Below are 13,085 nucleotides of genomic sequence, written 5' to 3'. Positions count from 1 at the left end.
GGATCGATCGCTACGCCGCCCGCGGCAAAGCCGAGCGCAGGCGGGACATCAGGGCGCGGCGTGCGGTCACGGGGAGCAGGTTCTGCACCTCGGCGGCAAGCGCGTATGCGTTTTCGCGCGCCTTGTCGAGATTGCTGACCCTGTTCGGGTCCATCATCTGCAGGGTGCCGCCGCACTCGAAGATTTCGCGATAGGCAACACGCTCGACGATCGGCGTATCGAGGACCGAAACGCCGCGGGAGGCGAGCAGCGCCTTGATCGTCTGCAGCGCTCGCGTCGTCACCAGCGAATTGACGCGCGTCAACACGACCGAGTGGTTGATGCGTACCCTCGCCTTCTCTCCGATATGGCGGATAAGTTCAAGAATCTGTACGGCCCCCCGCGCATCCATGGCACAGCCCTGAACCGGTATCAGCACGTGATCGGACAGACCCAGCGCCAACGCGACGATCGCGTCCTTGGCTCCGGCGAGGTCGATGACGATGAAATCGGCCTCACCCTTGAGTTCGCGGATATGACAGGGAAGCGAAGCCGGAGTGACGTGCGAAATCACCTCGAGATTGGCGACACGGCCGGACACTTCGGACCAGCTCGTGATCCAGCGCTGCGGATCGGCGTCCAGTACCACGACGCGGTTTCCCTGCCTCGCCAGTTCCGTCGACAGGATCAGCGCCGCGGTCGTCTTTCCCGCACCGCCCTTTGCATTGGCGAATGTGATGACCGCCATTTCTCTCACCTCGTCCTTGCTCGTTTCCGGTCCGCCGAGCGATGCACGGCGCGCGGTTTCCTTAATAGAACCTTGCAGAACATGGTTAACGAAATGGAAACTTTTGGCCCCCAAAAGTTAACCGTGGGGCGCATTTCCCGTTGAAGAGCAACGAAAAAGCCCGGAAAACATGGGTTTTCCGGGCTTGAAAAAATTAACGACGGCTCCCGTCAAATGCATTCGGCGAACAGCTTTTTGGCGGCATCGAGCGTCAGTTCGACGGGATTGCCGCCGGCCGTCGGATCGACGATCGCCATCTCGGCCATCTCGTCGATACGGTCCGTGCCGACACCAAGCGCCGACAGCTTGTCGGGAACGCCGAGTTCCTCCCGGAGCTGCAGCACATAGTCATAGAAACCGTCGAAACCGCCCGCAATGCCGAGATAGGCGGCGGCGCGACCGATCTTCTCCTCGATCGCGGAGCGGTTGAACCGCAGGACCGGGGGCATCACCACGGCGTTGGTCATGCCGTGATGGGTGTTGTAGATCGCGCCGACGGGATGCGACAGCGAGTGGATCGCGCCGAGCCCCTTCTGGAATGCGACCGCCCCCATGGCCGCCGCGCTCATCATGTTGGCACGGGCTTCGAGATCCGTGCCGTCCTTGTAGGCGCGCGGCAGATATTCCTTGACGAGCCGCATGCCCTCGAGGGCGATACCTGCCGACATGGGGTGATAGAAGGGAGACGAATAGGCTTCGAGGCAATGGGCAAAGGCGTCCATGCCCGTGCCGGCGGTGATCACCTTGGGCATGCCGACCGTCAGTTCCGGATCGCAGATCGTGACGCCAGGAAGGAACTTCGGATGGAAGATCACCTTCTTCACATGACTTGCCGAATTGGTGATGACGCTGGCGCGCCCGACTTCTGACCCGGTACCGGCGGTCGTCGGAACGGCGACGATCGGCGCGATACCTTCGACGCTCGCGCGGGTCCACCAGTCGCCGATATCCTCGAAGTCCCAGACCGGCCGCGTCTGGCCGGCCATGAATGCGACGCACTTGCCGAGGTCCAGGCCCGAGCCGCCGCCGAAGGCGACGACGCCGTCATGGCCGCCGTCACGGAACGCTTTCACGCCGGCTTCGAGGTTCCTGTCGTTGGGGTTCGGATCGACGTCCGCGAAGATCGCGCGTCCGAGGCCACCCGCTTCCAGAATATCGAGCGCCTGCTGCGTGATCGCCATCGGGGCAAGTCCGCGATCCGTTATGAGCAGCGGCTTCTTGATGCCGAGCGCCTTGCAGTGGTCGGCAAGCTCCTTGATCCGGCCGGCGCCGAATTTGACGGCGGTCGGATAGCTCCAGTTGGCGGTGATGGTCATGCGGTCACTTTCTTGAGGTGATAGGATTTCGGGCGGGTGAGGTTGTGGAAGCCGAGCACCGAGAGCGAGCCGCCCCGGCCGGTCTCCTTGACGCCGGTCCAGCACAGCGCCGGATCGAGATAGTCGGCGCGATTCATGAAAACCGTGCCGGTTTCGAGCTCACTGCCGATCCGCGCCGCGCGCTCCGCATCCTTCGTCCAGAGCGACGCGGTGAGACCGTACCGGCTGTCGTTCATCAATTCGATCGCCTCGGCGTCGCTCTTCACCTTCATGATGCCCACGGCCGGCCCGAAGGTTTCCTCGCGCATGAACTCCATGGAGTGATCGACGTCGACAAGGACTTGCGGCGCCAGATAGGCACCGCCATCGTCCTGCGGGAAGAGCTTCGGGTCGATCAGCGCCTTGGCACCCCTGGAGATCGCATCGGCGATCTGATTGCGCACGGTTGCCGCAAAGCGCTTGTGTGCCATCGGACCGAGCGTCGTCTCCGGATCGAGCGGATTGCCGAGCTTGTAATTGGACGCCCAGGCGACCGATTTCTCGACAAAGGCGTCGTAGAGCGACTCATGCACATAGATACGCTCGATGCCGCAGCAGCATTGGCCGGAATTGTAGGTCGCGCCGTCCATCAGCGTGTCGACGGCCGCGTCGAGGTCGGCATCCTCCATCACATAGCCAGGATCCTTGCCGCCGAGTTCGAGGCCGAGGCCGGTAAAGGTGCCGGCCGCCGCCCGCTCGATCGACCGGCCGCCTTCGACCGATCCGGTGAAGTTGATGAAGTCGAAGCTCTTGGCGGCAATCAGCGCCGCCGTCGTGTCGTGATCCAGGAACAGGTTCTGGAAAACGTCCGCCGGAACGCCCGCCTCGATGAAGGCGCGCACCATGCGCTCGCCGACGAGGATCGTTTGGCTGGCGTGCTTGAGGATCACGGTATTGCCGGCCATCAGCGCCGGCGCGACCGTGTTGATCGCGGTCATATAGGGATAGTTCCACGGAGCGATGACGAAGACGACGCCATGCGGCTCGCGCGCGATGCGCCGCTCGAAGCGGTCGCTCTCCTCCACGACGAGCGGCTTCAGCGCATCGGCCGCGATCGAAGCGACGTAATTGGAGCGCTCGTTGAATCCCTTGAATTCGCCGCCATAGCGCACCGGCCGGCCCATCTGCCAGGCGAGTTCCGGCACCACCTCGTCGACCATCTCGTTGAGGCGTGCCACGCCGGCAAGCACCAGCTTCACACGTTCATCGAGCGGGCGCCTGGCCCAGGCCTTCTGCGCGAGGCGCGCATGTGCCACGGCCTGCCTCGCCATCTCCAGCGGCATTGCCGGGCGCTCGGCATAAACCTCGCCGTCGACCGGCGAAACACATCGGATCATCGTCATGATCGTCTTCCTGTTCTCATTTCACAATGAATTCCCCTCCCCAACCCTCCGCACGAGAGGGAGGGGCTTAGCTTGCGGCACCGCTCCCCACGGTAATTCGGCCATGCTCCTTGTGGAGGCATCGGCTTTCGATAGGAGGGTGCCGCAACGTAGCCCCTCCCCCTCGTGGGGAGGGATTGGGGAGGGCGTTGTTACGCCCTTTCGAACCCGCGCGCGACCTCCCAGTCCGTCACCCGCCGGTCATATTCCTGCTGCTCCCATTCTGCGGCGTGCACATAATGATCGACAACCTCTTCGCCGAAAGCGGCACGCAGCATCTTCGAACCGGAAAGCGCCTCGCTCGCCTCTCTCAGCGTATGCGGGATCTCGCGCACCTCCTTGCCCTGATAGGCGTCGCCCACGAAGGGCGCCTCCAGTTCCATCTTGTTCTCGATGCCGGAAATGCCGGCCGCGATCAGGGCGGCAAAGGCAAGGTACGGATTGAGATCGGAGCCGCCGACGCGGCACTCGATACGGATTGCCTTGCTGCCCTCACCGCAGAGGCGATAGCCGGCCGTGCGGTTGTCCTTGCTCCAGATCGCCTTGGTCGGAGCGAAGGTGCCGGCCATGAAGCGCTTGTAGGAGTTGATATAGGGCGCCAGGAAATAGGTTACCTCGCTCGCATGGGCGAGCTGACCGGCCACATAATGGCGCATGAGCTCAGACATGCCATACTGCCCGTTCTTGTCGAAGAACAGCGGCGTTTCTCCGTCCTTGCTCCAGAGCGACTGGTGAATGTGCGACGAGGAGCCGGCGGCCGAGTAGTTCCACTTGGCAAGGAAGGTGATCGCCTTGCCGCGCTGCCAGGCGATTTCCTTGCAGCCGTTCTTGATGATCGCATGCCGGTCGGCCATCGTCACGGCCTCGGCGTAACGGACGTTGATCTCCTCCTGGCCGGCGGACGCCTCGCCCTTGGAGTTCTCGACCGGGATCCCGGCACCCTGAAGACCGTTGCGGATCGCCCGCATCACATCCTCTTCCTTGGTCGTCTGGAAGATGTGGTAATCCTCGTTGTAGCCGCTGGCGAGCTGCAGGTCGCGATATCCCGAGAGCCTCGCATCGTCATAGGACTGATCGAAGAGGAAGAATTCGAGTTCGCTCGCCATATAGGCCTTGAAGCCCATGGCTTCGAGGCGCGCCACCTGCTTCTTCAAAATGGCGCGCGGCGAGTGCGGCACTTCCGCATGCGTGTCATGGTCCAGCATGTCGCAGAGGACCAGCGCGGTGCCTTCGAGCCACGGAATGCGCCGGAGGGTCGAGAGGTCCGGCTTCATCGTGTAGTCGCCGTACCCTTTCTCCCAGCTCGTCGCCTTGTAGCCGGGAACGGTCTCCATCTCCATATCCGTCGCAAGCAGGTAGTTGCAGCTATGCGTCTCCTTCCATGCGCTTTCCACGAAATATTCCGCATGAAACCGCTTGCCCATCAGCCGGCCCTGCATGTCGACCTGGCAAGCCAGCACCGTGTCGATGCGGCCCTCGGCCACGTCTCTCTTCAAATCATCGAATGTATAGTTCGCGCTCATGGGAAGGTCCTGGTTCCGGTCTGCTACCGGTAGAATTGTTCCGTCCATCTCCGGGGCCGCATCGCAGCCCCGGGTGTCAGTTGCTGGGCCCCGATCAGGTATAGCGATAGGGCGGCCCGGCCTTTTCCATTGTCTCGCGGTACTTCTTCAATATCTCTACGACCTTGGCCGCGCGCGGGCTGGTGGCAGCAATCTCGTCCCAGAATTTCAGGGCCTCCGCTTCAACCGTTTTCCATTCCTCGTCCGGAATGGTCGTCAGTTCCAGCTTGGTGCCTTCGGCGCGCAACTTCGCCTCGCCGCCCCAGTACCAGTGCTGGCGATAGTAATGCGAGGAGTCGATGCAGAGGCGGAACAGCGTCTGCAGATGCTCCGGCACCTCCTTCCACCGTGCGGAGTTCGCAAAAAACGATCCGCACCAGGCGCCGGAGATATTGTTCGTCAGGAAGTACTTGGTGACGTCCGCCCAGCCCACCGTGTAGTCCTCGGTAATCCCCGACCAGGCGAGCCCGTCGAGTTCGCCCGTCTGCATGGCGACCTGCACGTCCTCCCAGGGCAGAGTGACGGGAACGACGCCGAAACGCGTCAGAAACTTGCCCGCGGTCGGGAAGGTGAAGATGCGCAGGCCCTTGAGGTCCGCAAGCGTCTTGATCGGCTTCACCGTTGCAAAGTTGCAGGGATCCCAGGATCCGGCCGAAAGCCAGGTGACCCCTTCGACTTCTCCGTAGGCTTCGGCCCAGATCTCGTTGAGGCCGTACTGATGAAAGAGCGTCGGCACGTCCAGGCTGTAGCGCGAAGCGAATGGGAAATAGCCGCCGAATACCTTGATGTCGACCGGTGAAGCCATCGAGTCGTCGTCGCTCTGAACCGCATCGATCGTACCGGCCTGCATGGCGCGGAACAATTCGCCGGTCGGCACGAGCTGATCGGCGGTGTAAAGGTCGATCTGCATCTCGCCATTGGCGGCCTTGTTGAAGGCATCGATCGCCGGCTTGATGACATGTTCGGCGAGCGCCGGGCCGGCATAGGTCTGCAGGCGCCAGGTGATCTTTCCGGATTGCGCACGCACTGCCGGGGCAGCAAGCGCCGTCGTTCCGGCCGCGGCTGCAAGCCCGGCCTTCTTCAGAAAATCGCGTCTGTTGGTCATGTCCGTTTCCCTCTGTTTTCGTTCAACGTTCACTTCTTTTTCGGAGCCCCCCATCGGAAGGTCTCACCTCTTGCGGCGCAAGGCGCCGGCTCCCCGTCAGCCCTTCACATAGACATGGTGCGGCAGCCACAGTGCGATCTCCGGAAACGCCGTCACGATTGCCAGTCCCACGAGCATCACCAGGACGAAGGGGAGCACCGATCTGTAGATGTCCATCAGCGATATCTCGGGAGGAGCCATCGCACGCATCAGGAACAGGTTGTAGCCGAAGGGCGGAGTCATGTAGGCGATCTGGCAGGTTATCGTGTAGAGCACGCCGTACCAGATCAGATCGAAGCCGAGGCTGCCGACGAGAGGTATGTAGAGCGGGGCGACGATCACCAGCATGGCTGTGTCGTCGAGGAACGTGCCCATGACCAGATAGGAAAGCTGCATCAGGATCAGCACTTCCCACGGGCCCAGCCCCCATTTCTCCAGGAACAGGAACTCGATCGCCTTGACCGCTCCCAGACCGTCGAAGACCGCACCGAAGCAGAGCGCTGCCAGGATGATCCACATGAACATGCAGGAGATGCCGAGTGTCTGCTCGATCGTCTTGTCGAAAACGGTCCATGTCAGACGCCCCTTCCACCAGGCCGCTACGAGGGCAGAAAGCGCCCCCACGGCGGAGCTCTCGACAAGGCTTGTGACGCCCATCACGAAGAGGCCCATCATCAGAAAGAAGATCATGAAGGGGAGGATGCCGGCGCGTAACAGCTTGAGCTTTTCGGCAAGCGGGACGTTCCGCTCCTCCTTGGGAAGCGCGGGCCCAAGATGCGGCTGTATCTTGCAGCGAAAGACCACATAGATCGAAAACAGCAGTGCCAGAAGCAACCCCGGAAACACGCCTGCAAGCCAGAGCTGCCCCACCGGCTGACGCGCGATCATGCCGTAGAGCACCAGCACGACGCTCGGCGGAACCAGAATGCCGAGTGAACTGCCCGCCTGAATGACTCCGGTCACCATCGTCTTGTCGTAGCCGCGGCGCAGGAGCTCGGGCAGCGCAATGGTCGCGCCGATCGCCATTCCCGCAACGCTGAGTCCGTTCATCGCGGAAATGATGACCATCAGCCCGATGGTGCCGAGCGCAAGCCCGCCGCGCAGGCCGCCCATCCACACGTGGAACATCTTGTAGAGATCCTCGGCGATCCCGGACTCCGACAGCATGTAGCCCATGAAGATGAAGAGCGGCAAAGTGAGCAGCGGATACCATTTCATCAGCTTCATCGAAGCGGCGAAGGCCATCTCGAAGCCGCCATTGCCCCAGAGGAAGGCAGCCGAAACCGCGCCGACGACACCGATGGCCGCGAAGACCCTTTGCCCGGTCAGCATCGTCATCATCATGGACGAGAACATCATGAAGGCGATCATCTCGTAGCTCATGCGATCGGCCTCCCCATCGCCCGGGCAAGGTCCTTGATGAAGATGGACGTTGCCTGCAGGAGAGTGAGTGCGATGCCTATCGTCATGACGATCTTGATCGGCGCCATGTAGGGTGCCCAGCTCGAATAGCTGGTCTCACCGTATTTCAACGCGTAAGCAGTGCTGGAAACGCCCCCATAAAGCAGGAAGCCCAGATAGACGAAGAGCATGAGGATGGTGATCGCATCGACCGCAGCGCGCGTGCGCGCAGTCCAGCGGCCATAGACCAGGTCCATACGCACGTGGCTGTCGAGCTGGAGCGAATAGGCCCCACCCAGCAGGTAGTATGCCGCCATGACGAATTGTGCCATTTCGAGCGTCCAGAGCGACGGCAGCAGCCAGGCCTTCGATACGGACGAATAGAGCAGAATGCCCATCATCGCGAAGATCAGATACATGGTCGTCCGGCCGACGCGGCGATTGAAGCCGTCGACCGTCCGCACATAGGTTTTCAAATATTCAGGCATCGCGGCGCCCTGCCCCGCGCGCGCCGTCAGGACGAGGAAGCTCCCCTCCCATAGCTGCCGATCCGATCATGGGCTGCATCTCTCCTGTTCACCGTCATCACCGCGGCTTCGCCGCTCCCCGGGTCTATTATTGTGCCGGAAGGGCAACCGCGCTCGTTGCGAGCAGCCCCGCCAGATAATCGGCCATGACCCTTTGGCCGACTTTATCGCGGATGAGATCGTTGCGGATCTCGATCATGACGTTGGGCACGCCAAGGCGGATACCGTATTCGATCAGACTGTGCGTCACGCCGTCGGCCGGTCCGTAAGGTTCGTTGCGGCGGACGTCGTATCCCGCCTCCGCGGTCGCCGCGGCGGCAAGCATGCGCTCCGCGAGCCGGCTGTCCGCATCGTGCAGAATGCCGAGCTCGACGGTCCGCGGCTTGCCGAAATAGATCGGCGTGAAACTGTGTATGGTCACGAGAACCGGCCCTCTGCGCGCGGCCTTGCGGTCTGCCACCGCGCGCGTGACCGCCGCGTGAAACGGCAGGTAAATCTCCTGGATCCGCGCCTGCCGCTCCGCGGCCGACAGGGCGACGTTGCCGGGCACCTCATAGGTCTCGCTGACGGAAGGCATCGCCGCAGCCGCTTCCGGCGGTCTGTTGCAGTCATAGGCAAGGCGCGAAAAACGCTGATGAATCAAGGTGCCATCCAGCTCTTTGGAGAGCAGCCGGGAGACAGCCAACGCGCCGGGATCCCAGGCGATATGGCTTTCGAGCGCTTCTCCGGAGAGACCGAGCGTTCCCAGGCGTTCGGGCATACGGTTCGAGGCATGCTCGCAGACGAAGAGAAAATCTCCCGCTGCTTCAGCGTTCTCGATCGCGACCGGGTCGCCCTCTGCCTCAGTCAAAAGTCTCGTCAAAACCGGCTCCCCAATGCCTTGGCAGACGATGATTATGAAGAGAATTCTTCACGAATGGGCTGCTGTCAATGGAAAACTGAAACGATCTTTTCAAAATTGCGATTGACTCCGATTGTGACAGCGATGTTTAATTTCCGGCAAGCTGGCAAAGACCGGCCAAGGGGACGACATTGAACGGCAACACGGCTTCCATGACGGTGTCGGATGTGATCAGCGCACATTTCGCCGCGCTGACGCGCGCCGAAAGGCAGTTGGCGGAGACACTTCTCGATAATTACCCGGTCTCCGGTCTCGGCTCGATCACCACCGTTGCAGAGAACGCCGGCGTTTCGACGCCGACGGTCGCCCGCATGGTTCAGAAGCTCGGTTTTCGCGGCTTCCCGGACTTTCAGGCACGGCTTCATCAGGAGCTCGAGGCGACGATTTCCAATCCGATCGCGAAGCACGACCGCTGGGCGGCCAGCGCGCCGGGAACCCATACGCTCAACCGCTTCGCCGACGCGGTCATGGGAAACATGCGCCAGACGCTGTCGCAGATCGAGCCCGCGGAGTTCGACACGGCCGCCGCACTCGTTGCCGATTTGAAGCGCAGGGTCTATCTCGTCGGCGGGCGCATCACCCGCTCTCTCGCGGATTACCTCTTCACTCATCTTCAGGTCATCCGAACCGGCGTGACGCAGATCGCCGCGAACCCGAGTTCGTGGCCGCATTACGTGCTGGACATGCGCCCGGGAGACGTCCTCATCCTGTTTGACATCCGCCGTTACGAGCAGGAAATGGAAACGCTCGCCCGCTCCGCCCGAGACCGCGGCGTCGAGATCATCCTCTTCACGGACCAGTGGGGCTCTCCGGTCGCCAAGTCTTCATCGAAGGTTTTCCGCGCCCGGATCGAGGTTCCCTCCGCATGGGACAGTTCCGTCATGCTGCTCTTCCTCGTGGAGGCGCTGATCGAGGCGGTACAGAGCTCGAACTGGGACCAAACCCGGGACCGGATGAAGACGCTGGAGGGCCTGTTCGATTCCACCCGCATTTTCCGCAAGCCGGTCTAGGAGGGCTCCGGCGGCTTGAATTCTCTGATGGAAGAGCATTCAGGCGACATTCGAATGCAACCGGGGCGGATTGCTCCGAAGCCGACATATCTGCCGCAGGCGGGACAAAGCCTGTCACATAAGCTTCATCGCATATCTTTAACTGCATCGGCGAAATTGACTGAAAACCCAATAAGGAGAACCCCAGTGATTTCAAGGACTCAACGCCTGCTCTCGCTTTCGACCGCCATGCTGCTCGCAACGACGGCAGTAGCCGTTGCCGAGCCGAGCGAAGAGCTCATCGCAGCCGCCAAGAAGGAAGGCACGCTGACGACAATCGCGCTCCCGCACAATTGGTGCGGGTACGGCGACGTGATCGCCGGCTTCAAGGCCAAATACGGCATCGAAGTCAACGAACTGAACCCGGATGCGGGCTCCGGAGACGAGATCGAGGCGATCAAGGCCAACAAGGGCAACACCGGCCCGCAGGCACCCGACGTCATCGACGTCGGCCTCTCGTTCGGTCCCTCGGCCAAGGCCGAAGGCCTGATTCAGCCCTACAAGGTCTCTACCTGGGACACGATTCCGGACACGGCCAAGGATCCGGAAGGCTATTGGTACGGCGACTATTACGGCGTTCTCTCCTTCGTGGTGAACACCGATATCGTCAAGGACGTGCCGAAGGACTGGGCGGACCTCAAGAAGTCCGACTATGCGAACTCGGTCGCCCTCGCCGGCGATCCGCGCGCATCCAACCAGGCGGTGCAGGCGGTCTATGCCGCCGGCCTCGCGGCCGGCGAAACCGATGCGGCAAAGGCCGGGGAAGCGGGCCTGGCCTTCTTCGCCGAGGTCAACAAGGCCGGCAACTTCGTCCCGGTCATCGGCAAGTCCGCCTCGCTTGCGCAAGGCTCGACGCCGATCATCATCGCCTGGGACTATAACGGCCTCTCCTGGCGCGACAGCCTGAACGGCAACCCGCCGGTCGAAGTCGTCGTCCCGGCCTCCGGCGTCGTCGCCGGCGTCTACGTGCAGGCGATCTCTGCCTTCGCTCCGCATCCGAACGCCGCCAAGCTCTGGATGGAATATCTTTATTCGGACGAAGGTCAGCTCGGCTGGCTGAAGGGCTACTGCCACCCGATCCGCTTCAACGACCTCGTCAAGAACGGCAAGGTTCCGCAGGAAATGCTCGACAAGCTGCCGCCGGCCGCATCCTACGAAAAGGCCGTGTTCCCGACACTCGACGAGCAGGCCAAGGGCAAGGAAGCGATCACCACCAAATGGGACAGCGTCGTCGGCGCGAGCGTGCAGTAACCGCCATTGCGTACCTCCCCGCCTCGTACGTGGCGGGGAGGTCATTTTCCTCCGACGCCGGGACAGCCGAAAGCTTTATGACCACGACAACAGCAGCAGCACCCCTGATCAGCAAACGAGCGATCATCGACTGGCTGGGCATCGCGCCCTTCATGATTTTCGCGCTGATGTTCCTGGTCGTTCCGACGCTCTATCTCGTCACCGGCGCCTTCCTCACGCCTGCAGGCGAGTTCACCTTCAAGAATATCGGCGATCTCTTCACGCCCTCGATCCTCTCCGCCTACTGGATTTCGATCCGCGTATCGGTCGCCTCCTCGCTCGGCGGCGCGCTCATCGGCTTTTTCCTTGCGTGGGCGATCGTGCTTGGCGGGCTGCCGGGCTGGATTCGCTCCGGGCTCCTCACCTTTTCCGGCGTCGCCTCCAACTTCGCGGGCGTTCCGCTCGCCTTCGCCTTTCTCGCCACCCTCGGCCGCACCGGTCTTGTCACCGTGTTTCTGCGCGACTGGTTCGGCTTCAATCTCTATTCGACGGGGTTCAATCTCCTGAGCTTCCTCGGCCTCACCATCACCTACATGTATTTCCAGATCCCGCTGATGGTGCTGATTCTTACGCCGGCGCTCGACGGCATGAAGAAGGAATGGCGCGAAGCTTCCGAAATTCTCGGCGCCTCCACCTGGCAATACTGGCGCATGGTGGCGCTGCCGATCCTCTGGCCGAGCCTGCTCGGCACGACGCTCCTGCTCTTCGCCAACGCCTTCGGCGCGATCGCCACCGCCTACGCGCTGACCGGCAGTTCGCTCAATATCGTGCCGATCCTGCTCTATGCGCAGATCCGCGGCGACGTGCTCCATAATCCGAATCTCGGCTATGCGCTGGCGCTCGGCATGATCGTCATCACCGGCATCTCCAATATTCTCTACATCTGGCTGCGGATGCGCGCCGAACGGTGGCAGAAATGAAAGCAAGACGTCTCGGTGCCTGGATCGCCATCGCCATCGGAGCGAGCTATTTCATCGTCCCGCTGCTCGGCACGCTGGAATTCTCGCTGCGCATGCGCCGCGATGCCTATTCCTTCGACGCTTACCGGTCGGTCTTCTCCGACTTCCAGTTTCGCGAGACCTTCGGCTATTCGATGCTGATGGCGTTTTTCACGATCATCTTCGGCATGCTGCTGGTGGTGCCGACCGCCTACTGGGTGCGGCTGCGCCTGCCCCAGGTCCGCCCCGTCATCGAGTTCATCACGCTGCTGCCGCTCGTCATTCCGGCGATCGTCATCGTCTTCGGCTATCTCAGACTCTATAATTCCTCATCGTTCCTGCCGCTGACCGGCTCCACTTCCGGGACCAATGCGCTCCTGATGTTCTCCTACATGACGCTGTCGCTTCCCTATATGTACCGCGCCGTCGACACGGCGATGCGGGCCATCGATGTCAGAACGCTGACCGAGGCCGCGGAAAGCCTCGGCGCCAAATGGCCGACCATCCTCTTCCGCTGCATTTTCCCGAATGTGATGAGCGGCGTGCTTTCCGGTGCCTTCATCACCTTCGCGATCGTCATGGGCGAATTCACCATGGCGGCGCTCCTCAACCGCCCGGCCTTCGGCCCCTATCTGCAGCTTGTCGGCGCCAACAAGGCCTACGAGCCTTCGGCGCTCGCCGTCATCGCATTCGCGATCACCTGGCTCAGCATGGGATTGATCCAGCTCGTATCGCGCTTCCAGAAATCCGCTCCGGCCAAGGCTTGATCA

Annotated in this window: 12 protein-coding genes; 4 read left to right on the top strand and 8 right to left on the bottom strand. The window is 61.9% G+C overall.

Going from position 1 to position 13,085, the window contains the following annotated elements:
* Positions 1–10: 10 nt before the first annotated feature.
* The 8 genes from CN933_RS01940 to CN933_RS01905 all read right to left on the bottom strand — a co-directional run bounded on the left by CN933_RS01940 (position 11) and on the right by CN933_RS01905 (position 8,999).
* A complete protein-coding gene (locus CN933_RS01940; protein ID WP_003529183.1) occupies positions 11–727 on the bottom strand; it encodes an AAA family ATPase in 717 nt (238 codons plus the stop codon).
* A gap of 209 nt (positions 728–936) precedes the next feature.
* Complete coding sequence (locus tag CN933_RS01935) at positions 937–2,082, bottom strand: iron-containing alcohol dehydrogenase (protein WP_018095489.1); 1,146 nt, start codon at positions 2,080–2,082, stop codon at positions 937–939.
* Positions 2,079–3,464: an aldehyde dehydrogenase family protein gene (locus CN933_RS01930; RefSeq protein ID WP_018095490.1), complete on the bottom strand. Its 1,386-nt coding sequence runs from the start codon at positions 3,462–3,464 to the stop codon at positions 2,079–2,081. The genes CN933_RS01935 and CN933_RS01930 overlap by 4 nt, the downstream gene beginning before the upstream one ends.
* Positions 3,465–3,655: 191 nt before the next feature.
* On the bottom strand, positions 3,656–5,026 hold the full coding sequence (locus CN933_RS01925) for a glutamine synthetase family protein (RefSeq protein WP_018095491.1): 1,371 nt from the start codon (positions 5,024–5,026) through the stop codon (positions 3,656–3,658).
* A 94-nt stretch (positions 5,027–5,120) separates the two neighbouring features.
* Positions 5,121–6,170: a TRAP transporter substrate-binding protein gene (locus CN933_RS01920; protein WP_018095492.1), complete on the bottom strand. Its 1,050-nt coding sequence runs from the start codon at positions 6,168–6,170 to the stop codon at positions 5,121–5,123.
* A gap of 96 nt (positions 6,171–6,266) precedes the next feature.
* Positions 6,267–7,592 carry a TRAP transporter large permease gene (locus CN933_RS01915; protein ID WP_018095493.1) on the bottom strand — a complete coding sequence of 442 codons (1,326 nt, stop codon included), beginning with the start codon at positions 7,590–7,592 and terminating at the stop codon, positions 6,267–6,269.
* On the bottom strand, positions 7,589–8,098 hold the full coding sequence (locus CN933_RS01910) for a TRAP transporter small permease subunit (protein WP_018095494.1): 510 nt from the start codon (positions 8,096–8,098) through the stop codon (positions 7,589–7,591). The genes CN933_RS01915 and CN933_RS01910 overlap by 4 nt, the downstream gene beginning before the upstream one ends.
* A 127-nt stretch (positions 8,099–8,225) precedes the next feature.
* Positions 8,226–8,999, bottom strand: coding sequence for an N-formylglutamate amidohydrolase (locus CN933_RS01905; protein WP_018095495.1), 774 nt, complete (start codon positions 8,997–8,999; stop codon positions 8,226–8,228).
* A 170-nt stretch (positions 9,000–9,169) separates the two neighbouring features.
* Here CN933_RS01905 and CN933_RS01900 point away from each other — a divergent pair, with 170 nt between their 5' ends.
* The 4 genes from CN933_RS01900 (at position 9,170) to CN933_RS01885 (ending at position 13,082) form a co-directional block, all read left to right on the top strand.
* Positions 9,170–10,048: a MurR/RpiR family transcriptional regulator gene (locus CN933_RS01900; RefSeq protein ID WP_018095496.1), complete on the top strand. Its 879-nt coding sequence runs from the start codon at positions 9,170–9,172 to the stop codon at positions 10,046–10,048.
* Between the two features lie 186 nt (positions 10,049–10,234).
* Entirely contained in the window at positions 10,235–11,338 is a 1,104-nt protein-coding gene (locus CN933_RS01895; RefSeq protein WP_018095497.1) for an ABC transporter substrate-binding protein, read from the top strand.
* Between the two features lie 77 nt (positions 11,339–11,415).
* Positions 11,416–12,297 (top strand): ABC transporter permease, encoded by an 882-nt coding sequence (locus CN933_RS01890; protein WP_018095498.1) that lies wholly within the window; start codon positions 11,416–11,418, stop codon positions 12,295–12,297.
* Complete coding sequence (locus tag CN933_RS01885; protein WP_018095499.1) at positions 12,294–13,082, top strand: ABC transporter permease; 789 nt, start codon at positions 12,294–12,296, stop codon at positions 13,080–13,082. The genes CN933_RS01890 and CN933_RS01885 overlap by 4 nt, the downstream gene beginning before the upstream one ends.
* The last annotated feature ends 3 nt before the right edge of the window (positions 13,083–13,085 follow it).

It is taken from the genome of Sinorhizobium sp. M4_45 (assembly GCF_002885915.1).
Lineage (GTDB): Bacteria > Pseudomonadota > Alphaproteobacteria > Rhizobiales > Rhizobiaceae > Sinorhizobium > Sinorhizobium meliloti_A.
The sequence above is the reverse complement of the archived record's forward strand: the minus strand, read 5'-3'. Positions and strand labels throughout refer to the sequence as shown.

Bases quoted from the DNA above. Each gene is read 5' to 3' on its own strand.
- CN933_RS01940 (WP_003529183.1), bottom strand. From the start codon at position 727: ATGGCGGTCATCACATTCGCCAATGCAAAGGGCGGTGCGGGAAAGACG.
- CN933_RS01935 (WP_018095489.1), bottom strand. From the start codon at position 2,082: ATGACCATCACCGCCAACTGGAGCTATCCGACCGCCGTCAAATTCGGC.
- CN933_RS01930 (WP_018095490.1), bottom strand. From the start codon at position 3,464: ATGACGATGATCCGATGTGTTTCGCCGGTCGACGGCGAGGTTTATGCC.
- CN933_RS01925 (WP_018095491.1), bottom strand. From the start codon at position 5,026: ATGAGCGCGAACTATACATTCGATGATTTGAAGAGAGACGTGGCCGAG.
- CN933_RS01920 (WP_018095492.1), bottom strand. From the start codon at position 6,170: ATGACCAACAGACGCGATTTTCTGAAGAAGGCCGGGCTTGCAGCCGCG.
- CN933_RS01915 (WP_018095493.1), bottom strand. From the start codon at position 7,592: ATGAGCTACGAGATGATCGCCTTCATGATGTTCTCGTCCATGATGATG.
- CN933_RS01910 (WP_018095494.1), bottom strand. From the start codon at position 8,098: ATGCCTGAATATTTGAAAACCTATGTGCGGACGGTCGACGGCTTCAAT.
- CN933_RS01890 (WP_018095498.1), top strand. From the start codon at position 11,416: ATGACCACGACAACAGCAGCAGCACCCCTGATCAGCAAACGAGCGATC.
- CN933_RS01885 (WP_018095499.1), top strand. From the start codon at position 12,294: ATGAAAGCAAGACGTCTCGGTGCCTGGATCGCCATCGCCATCGGAGCG.